This is a genomic window from Epilithonimonas sp. (genome assembly GCF_032054305.1).
In the GTDB taxonomy this organism is placed as follows: Bacteria; Bacteroidota; Bacteroidia; order Flavobacteriales; family Weeksellaceae; genus Epilithonimonas.
Genome location: NZ_DAMBSX010000002.1, coordinates 237899 through 256483 on the forward strand (window position 1 = coordinate 237899; position 18585 = coordinate 256483).

The window sequence follows — 18585 nt, forward strand, 5'->3', positions numbered from 1 at the left end:
TTACTTATTAATGCTGAGTTTTTATAAAATTTTCTTTATTGATTGTGTATTTTAGAATTTTTGCGAAAATTTTACTTAAAAATTAAATTATATTTTTAGGGCTAAATCATTTTAAAACAATGAAATCTAGATAATAATTAAATAACTAAAGTTTCCGGATTATGAAGTCGAATGACATTCGCTCCTTTTTTTAATAACTTATGATGTAAATCCAATGTTTCTTTTTCAACTTCGTTCGGTTGTTTTCCGAGCGGTTTGTAGATAAATGATTTTTTTGAAATTCCAGCAAGAATCGGTAATTTTCCAAATCCAATATATTCGAAATCTTCAATCATTTTGTATTGGTCTTCAACGGTTTTTCCGAATCCAAATCCAGGGTCGAGAATAACATCTTTGATTCCTTTTTGTCTTAAAAGATTCACTTTTTCCGAGAAAAATCTATTGATAGAAAGGATAATATCATCAAATTTAATTTTATTGTGCATCGAATCATAAGTTGGATTAATATGCATCAATATATAAGGTAATCCTATTCTTGAAACTGTATCCAAAAGCTCAGAATCAAATTGTCCTGCAGAAATATCATTCACGATGTCAATTCCTTCATCATAACCAAATTGGACGACATCAGAATAAAATGTGTCCAACGAAATCAAACTTTGCGGAAATTCTTTTTTGATTGATGAAATTACATTTCCAATTCTTCTGATCTCTTCATCAGCTTTCAGAAATTCTGCATTTGGACGAGTTGATTGTGCACCAATGTCAATAATTGTCGCACCGTTTTTCAATAAATTTTCAGCTTGTTGTAAAGCCGATTTTTCGCTGTTAAATTTCCCGCCATCAGAAAAAGAATCTGGTGTCAGATTCAAGATTCCCATTAATTTTGGCTTTGATAAATCCATCAACCTACCGTTACAATTGATTGAGAAAAACTTCGAATTAGTTGTAAAAATCTGCATTGAACAAAAATATAATTTAGTTATGATTTATTTAGTCTCGACTATGGTTATTTTTGAGCCAAACAAAAACTGACAACCATCAACTTTTAACTTTCAACTAAATTTGTATCTTTGACCAATTAGACAGATTTATGCACAATACATCCGCTCAGTTTGACGACGTTATCAAGGCTTGCAGAGACCTTTTTCAGAAGAAAATGAAAGATTATGGAACAGCTTGGCGTGTTCTTCGTCCAAGTTCTATCACGGACCAGATCTACATCAAAGTAAGCAGAATCAGAACGTTACAAATGACGGATGTAAAAATGGTGGATGAGAGCGAAGAAGACGAATTCATTGCGATTATCAATTATTCCATCATCGGATTGATTCAGTTGGAGAAAGGTTTTTCTGATGAACTGAATGCTGATCCAGAGGAAATCATCAATCTTTACGATTCTTACGCTCAAAAAGCAAAAGAATTGATGGAACGCAAAAATCACGATTATGGCGAAGCTTGGAGGGATATGAGAATTTCTTCGATTACAGATCTGATTTATCAAAAAGTTTTGAGAACCAAGCAAATAGAAGATAATCAAGGGAAAACTTTGGTTTCGGAAGGTTTGGATGCCAATTATTTTGATATGCTGAATTATGCTGTATTTTGTTTGATTAAAATTAAAAGTTAATACCGGAAAAATTATGAAAGCAGTTTTACGCTACATTGTTTCACTAATATTCATCGCTTCAGGCTTCGTAAAAGCCGTTGATTTAAAAGGATTCTCTTTCAAATTGGAAGAATATTTCTCACCGATTGTTTTCAATCTTCCATTTTTAGAAAAATATGCTTTGGCGTTTTCAATTATTGTAGTGGTTTTAGAATTGGTTTTAGGTTTTATGTTATTGATGAAAATCAAGCTTAAACAAACACTTTACGCATTGATTACACTTTGCGTTTTCTTTGGCTTTCTGACATTTTATTCAGCTTATTATAATGTTGTTACAGATTGTGGATGTTTCGGAGACGCACTGAAATTCACACCTTGGCAATCATTCTGGAAAGATATTACGCTTTTGGTTTTATTAATCATATTAGCATTTCTTTACAGAAAAAGAGAAGAAGACGAAAAAGTAAGATTTGGAAAATTGCCATTATTAGGCGTTTTTGTTTTAGTAATGATTTTCGTGATGTATAGAGGAATTGCTCACGAGCCGATGATAGATTTCAGAGCTTATTCTATTGGAACTGACCTAGCAGCCGAGAAAGAGAAAATCAATAAAAATCCTTCGGAATATAAAACGTTCTATTCACTTAAAAATTCCAAAACTGGCGAAGTGAAAAAAGTGGATCAAGACGAATACATCAATAAGGAATATTGGAAAGATACAAGCTGGCAAATCGAAGAGGGGAAAACTACCTCTGAAATCTCAAAAAAAGGCTATGAATCAGAAATTTCGAAATTCAAGGTTGAAGATGTTAACGGAAACCCTATCACAGATGAAATCTTGAAAGAGCCAAGAGTTGTTTTAGTTTTTACCTATAAACCAAAAGAGGCAGATTTAGAATTAGTTAAAAAAACTGAAACCAAAGCTTTGACAGAGAAAGCGAAAGTTTACGGAATCAGTACACAACCCAATTTCTATAAACAGATCCCTAATTATCTAATGGATGAAATTGCTATCAAAACCATAGCAAGAAGTAATCCTTTTATATTGGTTTTGGAAAAAGGTAAAGTGGTTGAAAAATTGGGAGCAAAAGATTATTTAAATAAAGATTAAATTATATAATGAGAAAATCAAATAAACCAATCGCCGGATATCATCTATTAATGATTCTTTCTGCGGTTGACGGAATCTTCAAAGCGGAAGAAGGCATCAAAGTTCAGGAATATATGGCGGAAGAATTTCCGTTCCGTCTCAATCTGGACGAAGAATTAGAAATTATTGCGCAGTTGACTTCTGACCAATGGCAAGAGCACTTCGAATTCCACGCCAAATGTTTCGAAGAAGATTCTACCGAGAAGGAAAGAAAAGACTTTATCCAATTTGCAAAATCCCTTATCAAAGCTGATAATGAAGTGAGCGATGAAGAACACACATTCTACATTCTACTTAAAAAACTTTGGAACTTAAATTAGTGTGATCATGAACAAGCTCCTTTTTGGATGTTTAATCTTTTCCTATAGCATTCATGCTCAAGATTGGCCTTCAATTAATCCACCTATTGCTGAAAAACATGATCATATCCGTGATATACATGGAGATAAGGTGAATGACCCCTATTATTGGATGATTGACTATTTCAAAAAAGGAAAAGATTCTACAAAAGTTGTGGATTATCTTAAATCTGAAAATTCCTACTGGGAAGGGATGATGAAAGATACCGAACCTTTCAGAGAGAAACTTTTTCAGGAAATGAAATCCAGGATTAAAGAAAAAGATGAGTCCGTGCCTGTTTTCAAAAAAGGCTATTATTATTATACCCGAACTGAAACAGGAAAACAGTATTTTAAATATTGCAGAAAAAAAGGTAGTTTAAATGCTCCTGAAGAAGTTCTTCTGGATGTAGATCAGCTTGCAGATGGTCATGCCTATTATTCGGCATCAGGATTCAGCATCAGTCCGGATAATTCTAAAATGATTTACGGAGTCGATGATGTTTCAAGAAGGCAGTATAAATTGTTTTTAAAAGACCTTAGAACGGGGAAAACAATCGATTTAGGAATTAAGAATACAACAGGTTCCGCTATTTGGGCAAACGACAACAACACTATTTTCTACACAGGGAAAAATCCTGAAACGCTTTTAACTGAGAAAATCTTTAGACACTCTTTAGGAACCGAGCCATCAAAAGATGTTTTGGTCTATGAGGAGAAAGATAAAAGCAATTACATCGGTGTCGGAAAATCTAAGAACGAAAAGTTTATCATGATCTATTCCGGAGCAACAACATCTTCTGAGATACGATTTTTAAATGCTGATGAACCGAAAGGAACATTCAAAGTTTTCCAACCTAGGATGAAAGACGTTTTGTATGATGTAACTCCTCTAGAAGACAAATTTTTAATTACAACCAACAAAGACGCGCTGAATTTCAAAGTTATGGAAACCCCTTTGGACAAAACTGGTGTTGAAAACTGGAAAGATTTTATTCCGCACAGAAAAGACGTTCTGATAGAAGGAATCAGTGAGTTTAAAAATTTTCTGGTTTTCAGCGAAAGACAAAACGGACTTTCACAATTGGTGATTTTGGATAGAAAGACAAATAAGAGAGAATCCCTAAAATTTGACGAGCCAACTTACACCGTTTATTCATCGGAAAATCCTGAATATAATACCGATAATTTCAGGTTCGGATATACTTCTATGATTACCCCGAGTTCGCAATATGAGCAGAATTTACAAACAGGTAAAAGAACTTTACTAAAGCAACAAGAGGTTTTAGGTGGTTACAATAAAACCAACTATGAAACTGAAAGACTCTTCGCCACAGCAAAAGACGGCACGAAAATCCCGATTTCCATTGTTTATAAAAAAGGATATAAAAAAGACGGGAACAGTCCGCTTCTACTTTATGCTTACGGATCTTATGGAGGTTCGATGGATGCATATTTCAGTAGTGTAAGACTTAGTCTTTTAGACCGCGGTTTTGCCTTTGCTATTGCGCATATTCGAGGTGGTCAGGAGATGGGAAGGCAATGGTATGAAGACGGAAAAATGATGAAAAAGAAAAATACATTTAACGATTTCATCGACACTGGGGAGTTTTTAGTTAAAGAAAAATATACTTCTCCAAAACATTTGTATGCTCAGGGAGGAAGTGCAGGTGGAATGTTAATGGGTGCCGTTGTGAATATGAAACCGGAACTCTGGAATGGTGCAATTGCCCAGGTTCCATTCGTAGATGTTATAAACACGATGCTTGACGAAAGTATTCCTTTGACAACAAATGAATATGATGAATGGGGAAATCCAAACAACAAAGAAGCATACGATTATATGAAATCTTACTCTCCTTATGAAAACATTGAGAAAAAAAACTACCCGAATCTATTGGTAACGACAGGATTACATGATTCTCAGGTACAGTATTTTGAACCTGCAAAATGGGTGGCAAAATTGAGAGATTTGAAGACGGACAAAAATGTTCTATTCTTAAAAACAGATATGGATTACGGTCATGGTGGTGCTTCCGGCAGATTCGACTATCTGAAAGATATTGCACTTGAGTATGCTTTCATGTTTAAATTGGAGGGGATCAGTAAATGATGATTCACACAGGATTTAAGCTTAAATTTTAAATAAAAAAAAATTAAAAATATAATTATAGAACTATGAGAAAGAACATTGTTGCAGGAAACTGGAAAATGAACAAAACTTATGCTGAAGCTCAGGAATTGATGGCCCAGCTTTTAGAATACAAAAAAAATAACTCCACCAACTGTGAAGTTTACATTGCCCCACCAGCCTTATATCTTACAGCAGCTAAAGAAGTTTTTAAAAATGGAGAAGTAGGCGTTTTTTCTCAAGACGTTTCAGAATACGTCAGTGGCGCATACACAGGCGAAATCTCTGTAGATATGTTAGCTTCTGTTGATGCAGACGGAAGTTTGGTTTCACATTCCGAGAGAAGAACTTTTCACGGAGAAACAGACAGCCATGCCAACAGAAAAGTAAAAGCACTTTTGGACAAAGGTTTGACGCCAATCTATTGCAACGGAGAAAAATTAGAAGAAAGAAAATCAGGCAGACATTTCGAAGTGGTAAAAAACCAAACCGAAACTGCTCTTTTCACTTTATCTGCTGAGGAAATCAAAAAAGTGGTAATTGCTTACGAACCAGTTTGGGCCATCGGAACCGGTGAAACCGCAACTGCAGAACAGGCTCAGGAAGTTCACGCTTACATCAGAAGTCTTATTGCTGACAAATATGGAAAAGAAGTAGCAGATGAAGTTTCTATCCTTTACGGAGGAAGTGTAAAGCCAGAAAACGCTAAAGAAATATTCTCTCAACCTGATGTTGACGGCGGTTTGATTGGAGGCGCCGCACTTAAAATCGAAGATTTCTCAAAGATTATCGAAGGTTTTAATTCTTGATCAATCCAAAAAATAATTTGTCAGAATTTGTTATCTAATATAGTAGATTCTGACATTTTTTTCAGGAGCTGATCCCGCTTTCCACTATATCTTTTTTGTTTTTCAGGCGTTCTGTCATTCCGAACGGAGTGAGTAATCTAAAAAACAAAGGATGCCGTTGCAATCGGGGCTATGGATTTTATCATCCATACAAATTTTGTCAAAACTTGAATTTTTTCCTTTTCTAAAATTTTAATTCTAAGATTATAAAAATGAAAATCGAACATCTCGGCATTGCAGTAAAATCTTTATCAGATTCAGATGATCTATTTGCCCGACTTTTGGGAAAACGAAATTACAAACAGGAATCTGTAGAAAGAGAAGGTGTAAAAACCTCATTTTATGAAGTAGGAGAGAGCAAAATAGAACTTTTAGAAGCCTCAAAACCCGAAAGTCCGATTGCTAAATTTTTGGATAAAAAAGGAGAGGGCATCCATCATATTGCATTTGGCGTAGAAAATATCCAAACCGAAATCGAACGATTAAAAAAAGAAGGATTTATTTTCATCTCCGAAGAACCTAAAGAAGGCGCTGATAATAAATTAGTTGTCTTCCTTCATCCCAAATCTACTAATGGAGTATTGGTAGAATTGTGTCAAGAAAAACCATAAAAGGTTTGGTAGATAAAGAAATTTTGTTATTTTTGCACACACAAAATTTAACCAAATTTTGAGGTCCTATAGCTCAGTTGGTTAGAGCACCTGACTCATAATCAGGTGGTCCCTGGTTCGAGCCCAGGTGGGACCACTAAATCGAAGAATGGAAATTTTTCGTAAATTCAAAAACTCCCTGTTTATGGGAGTTTTTTTCGTTTTCTTACTAAATTTTGAAGACTTTTATCGTCATCGTTCTACCAAAAAGTTTCCCCGATTGCTTCCCCCGTGTCATTGGGATAGTTTTGCTGTAAACCTACTATATCCATAATTGAGGCATAAATTACGAGGTTGTAAAAATTAGGTTCAAAAATAAAATATCACATAAATTGCTGATATTCAATGATTTAATTTTTATAATTGAAAATTAATTTCTAACTTCGTCTCTTTTTTCTACCTAAAAAATAGGTTTGACATTATATTGTCAAAAACCCTGATTAGTAACATTAAAATTTTTATTATGAAAAACGCCTATTCGATTAAGGTAGCATTGCGAACTGACAAGATTCTCCAAAGTGGAGAGTGTCCGCTAATCTTGAGAGTTATTATTAATTCCAAGCAAAAGAAAATAGATTTAAAAGAAAGAATTAATCCTAAGTTTTGGGATTCAAAAAACTCTAAAGCCATTGGTAAAGGATTTGGACTATTGAATAATAAATTAGACAAGGCTAAATCTGATTTGGTTACATATTGTTCTCTGAAAGAAAGCGGAGGGATTCCAGTAACCTTTGACTTAATTGATAGCTACTTGAAAGGAAAGGATGATAATGATTTCTTTGAGGTTTATGACGATATTATTGCTTCTAAACGATTAAAAGAAGATACAAAATATAAATATTCATTGCTAAGAGACCGTTTGAAAGAATTTAAAAAGCAAATCTTTGTTTCAGATTTAAACTATAATTTCATTACAAAGTTTGATGCTTTTCTAAGAACAAAAAATATGATGGGTGACGGAGGTCTTTTCAATCATCATAAATGTTTGAAAGCCGTAATCAATGAAGCTATAAAACTTGATAAAATAGAAAAGTCGCCTTATGTATTATTCAAATTTAAAGCTGTGAAGCAATGCGAAGTTTTTCTTGAGGAGTTTGAAGTTCTCAAGATTAAAGATTTAAAGTTCACTGCTGACGAAAAGAAAAAATATTCTGCCAGTAGAGATATGTTTTTATTTTTCTGTTACACAGGTCTCAGATATAGTGATTGTAATAATATTAAGGTTGGCGATGTCGACTTCAAAAATGGATTCTTGAAAATTGAAATGATTAAAACTGGTAGTGAAATAACCTTACCTATTAATTCTCAAACAAAAGGATTGCTTTGCCGTTACATAGTTAATAAAAAAAGCGACGAAAAAATATTTCCTGAGATTACAAACCAAGTGTTAAATCGAAACTTAAAGAAAATCGCTGAAATTGCTGAAATTCCGAAGAGAATAACTTGTCACGTTGGAAGGCATACCTTTGGTTCTAATCTTGCATTTAGTAAGGTTTCAATACCTGTAATAAGTAAATTGTTGGGGCATAAGAGTATTGCTAATACGATGATTTATACAAATTCTAATTTGAATATTCTTCAAAGTGCTATGAAGGAATTTAATTACGGAAATAAATCTTAATTTTGTACAACTAACTAATGATAAAATTATACAAATAGAACATCGATAGACTAAAATAAAAATATTGCATTTAGCAAACTGACTCCTGTAATCGAAAAGTCGAAATTTCAAGTGGTACGGGAAAGGTTTAGCAAATGCTCAAGTTTAGGCTTGGGCGTTGCTTTACTTTGTACCACAGGGCTTCGACTCCCTCGATTACGAGTAAAGACCAACGTTCCAAGCTTTTTTTGTGTCTACGGTTTTCCGTAAGAAGTATTAAAATTGGAATAGTAATATTGATAATTTAAAAACTAAACCAACGAAATAATAATTATGGAAAACTTTTCTCTGTTAGTTCGGAAAAAATATGACGTCTTGAATTCCGATGAAAAAGTAATGTTTAATGAAGAATACGAAAGACGGAAGAAACCTTTTGGAGACGACAATAATAATGACCTTGCTTTAGAAATTCTACGTGACATAGCAATGGTGTTTGGAAATTCTACCGCAGTTCAAGAAATTAAAGAGAATGCAGAGGTAGAAAAGGCAACTACATCCAAAGGCTATGTAAACAATCCTTACTTGACTTCTATATCAAAATCTAAGGAAACTTATCTTTTTAATTACTTCTACGTTGTAATCATTGCTATCATTGGTCTTACGGCATATATGAAACCAACTAAAGCTAAGATAGAGAACGATATAATAAATAAATTCTTAGAAACTCAACCTCAGTTTCTAACTATCTTCAAAAATATATTTGTTGGAGAAGAAATTCCCGAAGAAAAAGCCGAAGCTTTCATATTCAATGCTTTTAGAAGGATTGGTTATGATAGTGTTTCTTTTGAGGATTCCAATTTTGGAATTGTTAGGCGTTTACAAATTAAAGATGATTTTTCTCAGAAACAACTTCTTGTAGCGTATGGATTATTCGGGAAAAGTATTATAAGTTTTACCGCTGGTAATTTGAACATGAATTCCTTTATGGAGAAAAGTGACTTGAAGAAAAATGGTAGGAAAAACGCTCCGAAAGAAAATGAAAATTATGGTGACATTGAAAGTTTAGATTATGATCCAGATTATTGGAAAAAGCATAATGAATCAACTTTTGATGAAAATCGTAGCATAAACGTTAAAAGAAAATCTGAGATTCTTACTTTGCCACAAAGCAGTGTAAATTCTTATGAGAGTAAATTGAAAAGTAAGTATGACGAAGATTCCATAAAGATATGATGATTAAAAATATATTCTTACTGTTTGCTCTTTTATTATTTCCAAATTTTTCTGCGCAAAATTCCTACGAAAAAGAATTGGAGGATGCGAAATTCTTTGTAAAGGAAATTTATAAAAATAATCCCTCGGAAATTTTGAATTATGTAAAATTAAGTGATAGTAAACTGAAACTTTGTACGACCGATGATCAACTCAAGAACTATATTGTCGATGGGGAGTGGAATATGTTTTATAGAATCATTAGAAAGGGGAATAAAATTGTTTATATAAGCAAGTCTAATAATATGTGGGGAGGAATAGGAGACTGGCTTAGTTCCCAAGATTTTTATTTTAATAAAGATGGAATTCTTATAGGTGCCATAAAAAAAGAGAATTTTTTCTTAGAAGAACCTAAATGTGCTAGGCAAATACAATATCGCGCATATTACAAAAATGTCAATGCTCCAAAATTAGATAGGGTTGAAAAATCTTAAATGAAGACGAAAAAGAAATTGATTTATCTAGTCCAGCTTGTAAAGGAAGTAAAAAAATGATTCTTGAAAGTATCGACCGCATTGATAAAATAACTTTTAGAACTGTCGAAGGTTTTATGAAATCTGAAAAAATTAAATATTATAAGTAAATTAGCTTCAAAGAAATTAATCCATGAAAAGTGATAAAACACTATTAATACAATTTACTGATTATTGTCTTGAAGAAAACAATGAGATAAAAAAATTAGAATATCTTCCTTTTGTAAACAAAATAAATATTTTGATTGGCTCTAATAATAGTGGGAAGAGCAAATTTATGAGGAAGGTTATGGATTTGGAAAACCTACATTTTATTAATGAAATTGACTACAAGCTTGTAAGTGAAGTAATAGACGATGTTAATGAAAATATTTATAAGCAAGATTATCTCCAAAAATTACCTAGAAGTTCTTACATTGAGACTGTTTTTATTAATAATACATCCTCCGATCATAATATTAGAAGAAGATTAAATACACAAGATGTAAAATTGACCTACTCAATTGATCATCCTAAAATGTATTTTATTCCTACTCTAAGAACAGCACATTCGTTGTACTTAAAAACCCAAGCAGATAATTATAATAGGGCAAATGAAAAATTTAAGAAGATTGAAGATGATATCTTTTTATTTACGCTAAATCAGAATTATAATCTTTCTAAAAAAGTCGAGATTTTTACTGGTAATAATCTTTATAATGAAATCTTGGATGCACGAAATTCTAAAAGAGATGTGAGAAAAAGATTTGAGGCGTTAGAAAAATTTGTTGGTAGAAATTTTTTTGGTAAGGCAATTGATATTGTAGCGGATTTTGCAGAGGGAAGAATTAGAATTCACATAGAAGGGGAAGAAGATAGATTTTTACACGAATTGGGAGATGGCATTCAAGCTTTGATAATATTAGTCTATAAAATATTCTTAGCGGAAGAAAATTCATTTATTTTCATTGATGAACCTGAAATAAATCTTCACCCAGGTATGCAACGCCTTTTTTTGGAACAAATAAATTCTAATCCTGATTTACTAAAGAAAAATCTTACATATTTCATATCAACCCACTCTAATCATTTCCTTGATTTAACTCTTGAGAAGGATAATGTTTCAATTTATTCTTTCTACTCTAAAGCTGAATCTGATGGAGACAAAAAACTAATTATCAAGAATGTAAACTCTGGGGACAATGAGATTTTAAAGAATATCGGAGTAAATAACTCATCTGTATTTATGGCAAATTGTAGCATATGGGTCGAAGGTGTTTCCGATAGAATATATATAAGAACTTTTCTTAAATCTTACTGTGAGAGTCTTGGACTAAGATTTCCGAAGGAAGATATTGATTTTGCATTTTTTGAGTATGCTGGGACTAATTTAGACCATTATTTTTTTGGTGATAATATTGTAGATGAAGTTCAAAATGAAATAATTTCTGACATTAGGGCAATGGCATTATCAAATAGAATTTTTCTACTTGCAGATAGTGATAATGCTTCTCTGAAGTCAAAAAAAGGCATTAGGTTAAAAAAACTTAAAGATGCTAAATCTCCAAATTTCATCCCATATATAATTGGAGACTATCGAGAGGTAGAAAACCTGTTACCGTTTGATATCTGGAATGCTGTATTAAAGGAATTTTGCAATAAAAATATTAGTGCAGAATACCAACAAGAAATCTCCCATAGGATTGAAATAGCACTTGGAAAACTTCAATCGAAAGATTATAAGAAAAAATATATTGGCGAATTTTTGAATGACGTCAGGTTAGAAGTGGGAGAGATTTCAGGCAAAATGATTCTAAATGAGTCGGAATATAAAAAATTATCTAATGGAACTTTTGGGACTCTAACGAATAAAAGATGGCTAAGCGAAATTGTTGCTGAAAAGGATTTACCTTGGGATATTTTTAGACAGAATAAGTCTGTTGAGAAGCTCACAAAAGATGTCTATGATTTTATCATGAAAAAATAATGTTCTTCATCTGAGGAAGATATTACAAGGTGGTTTTTTAATCACCTTTTTTATTGCAATAATTTTAGTGTTGATTGTTAATAACTTGCGATTTTGTCTAATTTTCTAATTCTGTAAAAACTTGAATTTTGACCCTCCAAGCATTATATTGTTGAAAATAATTTAAATTTATTACCAATGAAAAAAAGTAACAAGGCACTAGTGAGTTATGTGATTAAAAGTAATCAGCAATTAAAAAAAAGGATTAAGGCTCTGGAAAAAATCGTTTCCGAAATAAGTAATGTTAAAGACAACCTAACCGTGAAAGAAGTTTGCGAAATCTATCCAATTAGTGAGAGGACTTTTTATAGATATAGAGATGCGGGAATGAAAGTTTCCCAACCCAAACGAAATGGAAAAATTATAGTGAGCAGAAAAGAATTTGAAAAATACCTTAACCAATGATAGATAAAATTAAGTGTTACGCCGAAGATGTAAGATTATCAGATGAAATTCTAAAGACGAAATTTAAAAAAAGTTATAATTCCAGAAACGGAAACGAAGTTTATTTGTTCGACCACTTTAATTCGATTTTTGTAAAGAAAAACAAAATAGAAAGAAGTCAATCTATAGATGAAGAAGAAGGCTATATCAATAATGTAAAGCGTCAAAATCTATATGTACTATTCATAAGGCCAATAGGCTCTAATAAAGGCAAGATTATCTTTAATCAAAATATTAGAAAGAATTGGATTAATTATAATCATCTCCAATTTGGGAGAGGTTCTGAAGGGAAACATTTGTCGCCAATGTATGATTTGAAATTTAAAGATTTTGTAAAAATAATAGATTTGTATGCTGATGAATTGAGCATCCCTAAAAATGTATTTTGGAACGCTACTATAACACAATTAGAGTTGGGGGCTAATTTAAAATTTGATACCAGAATACGAAAAGGAAAGAAACTTGTCGGCACGATGAATTTAAACAAAATGTTGTCCTGCTTCGGAAGATTAAAAAATGTTGAAGAAAAGCACACTTATGGAAGTTATGGTATTTGTTTTAAGGCAAAGAATTTTGAGCTGAGCATTTACGATAAATTAAATCGGATTGTAAACACCAGAGAAATATTTAAAAAGTCTGGAGAAAGGATAAAGTCAAAAAATCGATTAAAATTAAGCAGAGTTGCATTTTTTCTGAGGTATGAGTTGAGAATATTAAGTATGAGCCATTTTAATCAAAGTGCTTTTGAAAATAGAATCGGTACTTTGAAGGAATTAAAAGATAATTGGAATGAAGTCCTGATAGCACTTTTTGAAACTACGGAAGATATAGAATTTTATGATTTTTTATCTCCAGAAATTGAAACGGAATTAATGATGACAGGCTTAAAGAGTAAAGGTCTTGAAAAATTCAAAAACCTTATGATTTACAACGGACTAAAAATGATAGGATACCAAAATTTTAAAGATTTCGTTGTACCGTTGGTAAACTCAAAGGTAAGGACTAAGTTTGAGACCGAGATATTACAAGTAAATTCTGAGTTCCGAGACCTGTCTAAATATGGCAACTCTTATCAGAAAAAGTTCCTAAATGCCTTAGAAAACAAGCTGAAATCCCTTCGAGTCTCTTAATATAGTAGTAATATATACCTCTTGAGGATAGTAAGCTATGTAGAAGGAGAAACAAGTAACTAAATATATGTAAGAAGAGGTATATCGATTTACAGCGTAAACTAAAGAAGTAGTTGAACAAGTCGGATTCGCTAAAGCAAGAGAAAAAATATTAGACCGCAGATAATTGATTAAGAATTTATTTTAAGCTGTGAAAGATGCTTGTATTTTGCTTTTTACTAAATTTATAGCTTCTTTGTCGCCCGAATAAAGGCGATTGATTTTTTGCTAATTAATAACCGTGTATGGAATTCAAATTTAAATTACCTGATGAAATAAAAGAGAGGATATATTATGAGATAATTTCGCTTGATAATCCGTTTGGATTAAGTGATTATTTTACTTTAGTAGATTTCTTATCGAAGTTCATAAAATTAGAAGAGTTACCATCCGAAGATGAAAGATACCAAAATGCTTTAGAAGATTCTATTCAACACTTAGTTAATAATGACGATTGGGATCTTGATTATACATTCATTCATAGATTTAAAATTTTAGAAAATGATGAATTGTTTAAAAAATTTCTTGAAACTCTGTTAAATAATATTAAAGGTAATAATGAAATCACTTTATCATCAATCATTGATAGTTATATTGAAAGATTTAACTATAAAATACTTAAGGCTCACAATCAAGATGGTAATCCTATTCTTTACATTGGTAGTATAGACTTACGATTTAACAACTCCGATATTCCTGAAAATGATATAGTTTTTTATGTTGTTAATAGAAATCAATTTGCTGATTTAAAAAAGTATCCTTGTTTTCTTTTACAATATGATTCTTGGGATGATTATAATTTTAAAACCAGATTTGAAGTCACTTACTATGACATTGATAAAAAACCTAGGTATATTGGAAAAATCAGAATATTGAAACGTGGAGAATATACTACTTTTGATGTTATTGATAAAGAGTTTTATAAGTTAACAAATGATTACTGTAGCTTATTTTCAAATGAAGAGGATTATTTTGATTTGAAAAAAATAATTGGAAATAGATTTGATTCTGTTCTTGCTGCTCTAAATGATGCTGCGTATTTTCCTTTGATTTATGAAAATTTTGAAAATGAGAAAGGTTTTAATGACTCATTGTGTAGAAATGAAAAAGAATCTGAGAAAATTTTAAGAACTATTCGTTATAAACTTAATTATGAAGACATATCAAATTTGTTTGTTTTTGACTATCTATTTACTCCGTTATATTCAGAATCAAATGTAAATTTTAGTTTCGATTTTAATGTGAATGCCTCAATACCTAAAAGAGTATATAGTATTATCGGAAAAAATGGAGTTGGAAAAACTCTATTAATAAAAGATTTGATTGAAAATTTATCTAAAAAAAAATCCGAAATAATAAAACCTCGTATCCCATTATATGGCAAGGTAATAGTCGTGTCTTTCAGCTACTTTGACTCTTATGAAAAAATTAATAATAAATTAGATTTTAATTTTACGTTCTGTGGTCTTGTGGATGTGAAAGAAAAAAGACCTCTAAATCATAATGAAATAAAATCTAAGTTAATTTCTTCATTGTTAAGGCTTACAGAAAAGAATGTACTGAATAAATACTTTTTTATTATTAGAGAATTTATTGATGAAGAATTATTGAAGATTATCGTTAAGATTCCTGATGGAGTAAATAATTTAGAGTTTTTTAGGACTAATCTTGACATTAGTATTAAAATAGATACTAAAAAAATTTCCGAAGTGGTTGATAAAATGAGTTCAGGGCAATTGGCCTTATTTTACACTATCACAGAAATTGTAGCAAATATTAGATATAATTCTTTATTGATTTTTGATGAACCTGAAACCCACCTTCACCCAAATGCTATAACCGAATTTATGTCTGCAATAATGCAGTTGTTAGAAGAATTTGACTCTTATTGTATTATTGCAACACATTCTCCTTTGGTTGTAAGAGAAATTTTTTCTGATAATATTTATGTTTTTGAAAAAGAAGAAAATATTCCGAGCATAAGAAAATTAGAATTTGAAACCTTCGGAGAAAATTTATCTACCATTACCGGAGAAATATTTAGGAATAGAGATGTACCTAAATATTATTTTAAAAGCATTGAAAGACTTGTCGAAGAAGGAAAAAGCTATCAGGAAATCGAAAACCTCATTCAAGGACAAGTTCCATTAAATTTGAATGTGAAAATATTGATAAAAAGTTTGGTGAAAAATAGAGATGAAGAACTTAATTAACTTTAATGAAGATTGCTTTGAGGTCTATAAAGAAGCTGTTAGGAAAAAACGAGATTTAGACAAAAAAGCTCTTTTGATTGGATTAGAAAATAGAATCGAATCTCAATTTACTTTATATGCTCAAAAATTTAATGCGAGGAAAATTTATGAAGTAACTTCTTTAGGATTTAATAGCGTCGAGAAAGATGCCTTAATTGACTTGTATAAGTATAAATCGGCAGTAGTTAGAAATCTAAAGAATAAGATTTTAGATAAGCAAATTGTGACTATTAACGCTACTTGTCAATATTGTACCCTAAATTCTGTAGCGAGTTTAGACCATTTTATTCCTAAGGAAGATTTTCCAGAATATTCTGTAAACGCTTTGAATTTATTTCCTTGTTGTACTGAATGTAATAGCAAAAAAAATAAATTATGTTTTGACGGAGAGGAAAGTCTGTTCTTAAATTTATATCTTGATGAACTTCCTAATAAAAAATATCTAAAAGCAGACTTTGATTTCAATAATGATATTCCTATGGTAACTTTTACCTTATGTAATCCTGAAATTATAGAAATTTCTATTTTTAAAACTATTTCTAACCATTATGAAAGATTGAATCTTTTAGAAAGAATGAGGGAGAAATCCAATGAAATTATAACCGAAATTATCAATTCTCTGAAAACTTATCATAAAATAAATTCTAATATTGAATCATTGAAAAATTTTATCGAAGATGAAGAGAATGAAAACAAAGAAGCTTATGGATATAATTATTGGAAATCAGTTTTGAGATTATCTCTCATCCAGTATGAAGAATTTTGGAATAAATTTATTGTTAAATAGCTAATTTACTTGCGATATGTTTTTATTGAATTCATATATAATATTTCTTTTTTGCTAGTAATATCAAACTCTTACCAAAAATAACCAAAATAACTTACTTTTAATGCCATTGTGTCACTGTGTCATAATTAATTGTCCTAATTATTGATTTTTGTCATACTTTTTATAGAAAAAATTTATTATAGCAGTTTGGCAAAGATTTGAAGGTAAAAAAAGAGAAGTCCTCGTTTTGCAGAACGGGACTTCTTTATAAATGAAGACTCATAGTAAGAGAGGTCTTCGGTTTTTGAAGGTGCAAAAGTAATTCTTTTTTTCCAAACTCCTAACGATTCTCTTCTCGGATAAATCCTCTGTTCGTAATCCAGAGGTATGACCTAAATTTTTGAATATGGCTAAAAAAACTACCAGTTCTAAAATTGGGACGAAAGCATCTGCGCTTTTGAGAAATCCTAAGTCATCCAGTAAAGTGAAAGCTGTTGCTGCGAGTGCATTGTCCCAAGTCGAACCGAAAAGAAGAAAAAAGTAGGTTTGTTAAAGGTTAGCGTTCCTTACAAAAACGCATTTTTTTATGTTTAATTTAAAAACGAATAACTATGATTTTAGAAAATCAAAAAGCAACTTTTGGAAGTGATTACGATTCCGAAAGTTTTGTAAACGTGAGGCAAATTACGGAATTATGGATGAAAGACCAATTAAAAGAAGATTTGTTTGAGCTTTATTCACTTCAAAATAAAGTTTCCGAACCTATTAAGATTGGGAATTCAAAAAGTTTAATTGCGGCGTTAAATTATTTGGATAGTCAATGTGAAAAAATTGATATTGATACCGAGGTTAGAAATGTTTATTTGGATAAAATGCTTGATAATGAAAAAGCAATTTTTGATATTTTAGGGATTAACGATAAATTTATTTTAGATAAGAATAAATCCTCCGACTTATTAAAAACTGAGACTGCTTATTCTGCAAAAAATGACTTGTTAGATATATTCTCTCTGAGCAAATTTGCTAATTATTGCAATGGTAATGAATATGAAGACCTGATTGAAAAAATAAATACTTATCTAAAAGATAAAAATATTACAAATACTAATCCGCTTAAATTGAGATTAGTTTATCGAAATGAGGATGGTAAGTTTTTTATTAGAGCATATACTTCTGCGAATGGGTACAAAGATTTCGGAATTAACTTTTCCATTTTTGTGGCTCTGATGGCTATAAATAAATATACTACAAGAACTAAAGAAGAATTTTTTGTTGATAATTATATAATTAATGATTCAAAATTATATATTTCTTTCAGGAAAAAAAATGAAGTTGAACTTAATAAAAATCTTTCTTTAAGATTTGGACTAACTCTTGAAAATGATGAAATTAAAAGAAATGCGGTTTCCTTTAATGGAGTATTTACTTTAGTTTATAAAAAAGGTGATAGGCAAAGTGAGGTTGCTGTTAGACCTAAAGGAATGAAATCTGATGAAGAATCTTTTCCAACGGACTTATTGACCTACAGGCATCAAGGGAAAGTGGAAACCGTTTTAGAAAAGGTTGAAAAATTGCCGGTACTAATTGAAAAATATATCAGCCAGATTAGTAAAGAAGCAAAAGATATTACTGAGAAAAAAAATCCTGATTCCATCCGAGAATTGATAGCAAAAAAAATAAAGGATGGTAGGAAATCTGAATTTAAGCCTCATAAGCAAGAAGTATTAAATGAGCTTAACAAAATAAAAGTTGATAATATGTTTAAGCTTTTTGAATTACTAGGAAGTATCGAAAAACTTTTTGACCAAGAGGATGTTGTTAGCGTTGATTATTGGCGTTCAAAATTGTATGAAGCTTTAATAGAAAAGAAATAAA

At 31.0% G+C, this 18585-nt stretch carries 17 protein-coding genes and 1 tRNA gene; 17 read left to right on the top strand and 1 reads right to left on the bottom strand.

Annotated elements, in window-relative coordinates:
- Window positions 1–137: 137 nt before the first annotated feature.
- Window positions 138–905, bottom strand: a complete 768-nt coding sequence (gene folP, locus RTX21_RS05035) for a dihydropteroate synthase (protein WP_312765755.1) — start codon at window positions 903–905, stop codon at window positions 138–140.
- 188 nt (window positions 906–1093) lie between these two features.
- Between folP and RTX21_RS05040 the strand changes: the two genes are divergently transcribed.
- The 17 genes from RTX21_RS05040 to RTX21_RS05120 all read left to right on the top strand — a co-directional run bounded on the left by RTX21_RS05040 (window position 1094) and on the right by RTX21_RS05120 (window position 18584).
- Window positions 1094–1630, top strand: a complete 537-nt coding sequence (locus tag RTX21_RS05040) for a DUF1599 domain-containing protein (protein WP_312765756.1) — start codon at window positions 1094–1096, stop codon at window positions 1628–1630.
- Window positions 1631–1643: 13 nt separating this feature from the next.
- Window positions 1644–2720, top strand: coding sequence for a BT_3928 family protein (locus tag RTX21_RS05045; RefSeq protein ID WP_312765757.1), 1077 nt, complete (start codon window positions 1644–1646; stop codon window positions 2718–2720).
- A gap of 8 nt (window positions 2721–2728) precedes the next feature.
- On the top strand, window positions 2729–3079 hold the full coding sequence (locus tag RTX21_RS05050) for a TerB family tellurite resistance protein (RefSeq protein WP_312765758.1): 351 nt from the start codon (window positions 2729–2731) through the stop codon (window positions 3077–3079).
- 7 nt (window positions 3080–3086) lie between these two features.
- On the top strand, window positions 3087–5210 hold the full coding sequence (locus RTX21_RS05055) for a S9 family peptidase (protein WP_312765759.1): 2124 nt from the start codon (window positions 3087–3089) through the stop codon (window positions 5208–5210).
- Window positions 5211–5275: 65 nt separating this feature from the next.
- Window positions 5276–6037, top strand: coding sequence for a triose-phosphate isomerase (gene tpiA, locus RTX21_RS05060; protein ID WP_312765760.1), 762 nt, complete (start codon window positions 5276–5278; stop codon window positions 6035–6037).
- A gap of 251 nt (window positions 6038–6288) precedes the next feature.
- Window positions 6289–6687, top strand: a complete 399-nt coding sequence (mce, locus tag RTX21_RS05065; protein WP_312765761.1) for a methylmalonyl-CoA epimerase — start codon at window positions 6289–6291, stop codon at window positions 6685–6687.
- 62 nt (window positions 6688–6749) lie between these two features.
- Window positions 6750–6823: transfer RNA gene (locus RTX21_RS05070), tRNA-Ile, on the top strand.
- Window positions 6824–7189: 366 nt separating this feature from the next.
- Window positions 7190–8347 (top strand): site-specific integrase, encoded by a 1158-nt coding sequence (locus RTX21_RS05075; protein WP_312765763.1) that lies wholly within the window; start codon window positions 7190–7192, stop codon window positions 8345–8347.
- Window positions 8348–8659: 312 nt separating this feature from the next.
- Entirely contained in the window at window positions 8660–9559 is a 900-nt protein-coding gene (locus RTX21_RS05080) for a hypothetical protein (RefSeq protein ID WP_312765764.1), read from the top strand.
- The gene (locus RTX21_RS05085; protein WP_312765765.1) at window positions 9556–10032 is read left to right on the top strand and encodes a hypothetical protein; all 477 of its coding nucleotides are present in this window, start codon (window positions 9556–9558) and stop codon (window positions 10030–10032) included. The genes RTX21_RS05080 and RTX21_RS05085 overlap by 4 nt, the downstream gene beginning before the upstream one ends.
- 172 nt (window positions 10033–10204) lie before the next feature.
- Window positions 10205–12037: an AAA family ATPase gene (locus RTX21_RS05090; protein ID WP_312765766.1), complete on the top strand. Its 1833-nt coding sequence runs from the start codon at window positions 10205–10207 to the stop codon at window positions 12035–12037.
- 177 nt (window positions 12038–12214) lie between these two features.
- On the top strand, window positions 12215–12481 hold the full coding sequence (locus RTX21_RS05095; RefSeq protein WP_312765767.1) for a helix-turn-helix domain-containing protein: 267 nt from the start codon (window positions 12215–12217) through the stop codon (window positions 12479–12481).
- Window positions 12478–13650 carry a hypothetical protein gene (locus RTX21_RS05100; RefSeq protein WP_312765769.1) on the top strand — a complete coding sequence of 391 codons (1173 nt, stop codon included), beginning with the start codon at window positions 12478–12480 and terminating at the stop codon, window positions 13648–13650. The genes RTX21_RS05095 and RTX21_RS05100 overlap by 4 nt, the downstream gene beginning before the upstream one ends.
- 284 nt (window positions 13651–13934) lie before the next feature.
- Window positions 13935–15902, top strand: a complete 1968-nt coding sequence (locus RTX21_RS05105; protein WP_312765771.1) for an AAA family ATPase — start codon at window positions 13935–13937, stop codon at window positions 15900–15902.
- Complete coding sequence (locus RTX21_RS05110; RefSeq protein WP_312765772.1) at window positions 15886–16728, top strand: hypothetical protein; 843 nt, start codon at window positions 15886–15888, stop codon at window positions 16726–16728. The genes RTX21_RS05105 and RTX21_RS05110 overlap by 17 nt, the downstream gene beginning before the upstream one ends.
- Window positions 16729–17116: 388 nt before the next feature.
- Window positions 17117–17254 (top strand): hypothetical protein, encoded by a 138-nt coding sequence (locus RTX21_RS05115; protein ID WP_312765773.1) that lies wholly within the window; start codon window positions 17117–17119, stop codon window positions 17252–17254.
- A gap of 67 nt (window positions 17255–17321) precedes the next feature.
- The gene (locus tag RTX21_RS05120) at window positions 17322–18584 is read left to right on the top strand and encodes a hypothetical protein (protein WP_312765774.1); all 1263 of its coding nucleotides are present in this window, start codon (window positions 17322–17324) and stop codon (window positions 18582–18584) included.
- Window position 18585 lies beyond the last annotated feature (1 nt).

Coding starts and splice junctions, on each gene's coding strand:
- folP (WP_312765755.1), bottom strand. CDS start 905: ATGGATTTATCAAAGCCAAAATTAATGGGAATCTTGAATCTGACACCA.
- RTX21_RS05040 (WP_312765756.1), top strand. CDS start 1,094: ATGCACAATACATCCGCTCAGTTTGACGACGTTATCAAGGCTTGCAGA.
- RTX21_RS05045 (WP_312765757.1), top strand. CDS start 1,644: ATGAAAGCAGTTTTACGCTACATTGTTTCACTAATATTCATCGCTTCA.
- RTX21_RS05050 (WP_312765758.1), top strand. CDS start 2,729: ATGAGAAAATCAAATAAACCAATCGCCGGATATCATCTATTAATGATT.
- RTX21_RS05055 (WP_312765759.1), top strand. CDS start 3,087: ATGAACAAGCTCCTTTTTGGATGTTTAATCTTTTCCTATAGCATTCAT.
- tpiA (WP_312765760.1), top strand. CDS start 5,276: ATGAGAAAGAACATTGTTGCAGGAAACTGGAAAATGAACAAAACTTAT.
- mce (WP_312765761.1), top strand. CDS start 6,289: ATGAAAATCGAACATCTCGGCATTGCAGTAAAATCTTTATCAGATTCA.
- RTX21_RS05075 (WP_312765763.1), top strand. CDS start 7,190: ATGAAAAACGCCTATTCGATTAAGGTAGCATTGCGAACTGACAAGATT.
- RTX21_RS05080 (WP_312765764.1), top strand. CDS start 8,660: ATGGAAAACTTTTCTCTGTTAGTTCGGAAAAAATATGACGTCTTGAAT.
- RTX21_RS05085 (WP_312765765.1), top strand. CDS start 9,556: ATGATGATTAAAAATATATTCTTACTGTTTGCTCTTTTATTATTTCCA.
- RTX21_RS05090 (WP_312765766.1), top strand. CDS start 10,205: ATGAAAAGTGATAAAACACTATTAATACAATTTACTGATTATTGTCTT.
- RTX21_RS05095 (WP_312765767.1), top strand. CDS start 12,215: ATGAAAAAAAGTAACAAGGCACTAGTGAGTTATGTGATTAAAAGTAAT.
- RTX21_RS05100 (WP_312765769.1), top strand. CDS start 12,478: ATGATAGATAAAATTAAGTGTTACGCCGAAGATGTAAGATTATCAGAT.
- RTX21_RS05105 (WP_312765771.1), top strand. CDS start 13,935: ATGGAATTCAAATTTAAATTACCTGATGAAATAAAAGAGAGGATATAT.
- RTX21_RS05110 (WP_312765772.1), top strand. CDS start 15,886: ATGAAGAACTTAATTAACTTTAATGAAGATTGCTTTGAGGTCTATAAA.
- RTX21_RS05115 (WP_312765773.1), top strand. CDS start 17,117: ATGGCTAAAAAAACTACCAGTTCTAAAATTGGGACGAAAGCATCTGCG.
- RTX21_RS05120 (WP_312765774.1), top strand. CDS start 17,322: ATGATTTTAGAAAATCAAAAAGCAACTTTTGGAAGTGATTACGATTCC.